The organism is Streptomyces sp. NPDC002130, assembly GCF_040296465.1.
Lineage (GTDB): Bacteria > Actinomycetota > Actinomycetes > Streptomycetales > Streptomycetaceae > Streptomyces.
On sequence record NZ_JBEOXI010000748.1, the window covers coordinates 1 to 1566 of the forward strand.

1 protein-coding gene is annotated in these 1566 nt (G+C 61.8%); it reads right to left on the minus strand.

All coding sequences use genetic code 11. The features are described 5' to 3' along the window. Positions 1-1459, minus strand: a 1459-nt coding sequence (gene mgtA / locus ABT116_RS45105) for a magnesium-translocating P-type ATPase (protein WP_351646839.1), incomplete at its 3' end; no start/stop codon positions are given. Positions 1460-1566 lie beyond the last annotated feature (107 nt).

Consider the following 1566-nt stretch of genomic DNA (forward strand, 5'->3'; position numbering starts at 1 on the left):
TCGCGAAGACGGTTGTCCGTTGCACCAACTCGTCGAGGGCGTCGTCGCTCAACGCTTCGATCTCGGCGCCGGACACAACAGTTCCCACGTCGATACCGACTTTGCCGCAGACGGTTTCGGCGACCAGTTCGTTGTCACCCGTCACCACCTTCACGGCGACACCGTGACTCGCGAGAGCTTCGATCGCCCCGGCCGCAGATTCCTTCGGCGGGTCGAGGAAGGCCAGCAACCCGACCAGGGTCATGCCCTCTTCATCGGCAGTTGAGTACTCGCGTCGCTGTTCGTCGACAACGACCCTGGTCGCCACCGCAAGCACTCGCTTACCCTGACCGTTCAGTTCGGCGACCAGTCGGTCGACTCGGGCCAGCCATCCCGGCGTCAGCTGGTGGGTCACCCCGTCCAGTTCAACCGATTCACAGACCGAAAGAAGCTCTTCCACTGCACCTTTGGTGACGATCAGATCGGCGTCACCGTGATCGACCACCACCGAGAGCCGACGACGCTTGAAGTCGAAGGGAATCTCGTCCACCAACCCGTGCAGACGCGAGATCTCCTCGATCACTTCGGGACCGGCGGCCTCGATCACCGCGTCGTCGAGAAGACTGCGCAATCCGGTCTGATTCACGGAATTGACTGCCGCGAGCCGCAACACGTCCTCGGACTTGCGGCCGGCAGTATCGAGATGTTCACCGAGAACGATGCGGTCCTCGGTGAGAGTTCCGGTCTTGTCCGTGCACAGAACGTCCATGGCGCCGAAGTTCTGAATCGCGTTGATCTGCTTGACGATCACCTTCTTGCGCGACATGTGAAGCGCACCCTTGGCCAGGTTCGCAGTCACGATGAGCGGCAACATTTCCGGAGTCAACCCCACTGCGGTGGCGACGCCGAAGAGTAGTGCTTGGCTCCAGTCCTTGGTCAGTCCGTTGATGATGAACACCGCGGGAACCATGATCAGCATGAATTTGATCAGCAGGTAGCTGACGCTGCGCACCCCGACGTCGAAGCTGGTTTCGGGTCGCTTGGAGGCCAATTGTGCTGTCATGGCACCGAAGTAGGTGCGCTTGCCCGTGTGCACCGCGACGGCGGTGCCGCTGCCCGACACGACGGAAGTACCCATGAACCCGATGTTCTCGGCTTCGAGCAGCCGATCGACGTCGATTCCCGACGACGGTTCCGCCGACTTCTCGGCCGGCATCGATTCACCGCTGAGCATGGACTGATTGACCTGTAGATCCTTGGCCCGAATGATGCGGACATCGGCCGGGATCATGTCGCCGGCGGCAAGCTGGACCACATCACCTGGCAGTAGTTGCTCGATCGGAATCTCCGCCGTGACCACGGTGTTGTTGATCTTGCGGGTGGCCGCGACGGTCGTCGTGACCATCGCCTTGAGCGCCTCGGCGGCGCGACTCGAACGGTATTCCTGCCAGAACCTCAGTGAGACACTGACAAAGATCATCAACCCGAGAGTGATGATGCCCTCGTAGGAAGGCGTCCATGTCCCGGGCGGGCCGCGATGTGGCCGACCGCGGCGGGGACGTCCCGGTCGAACCAGGGCAGCCACTC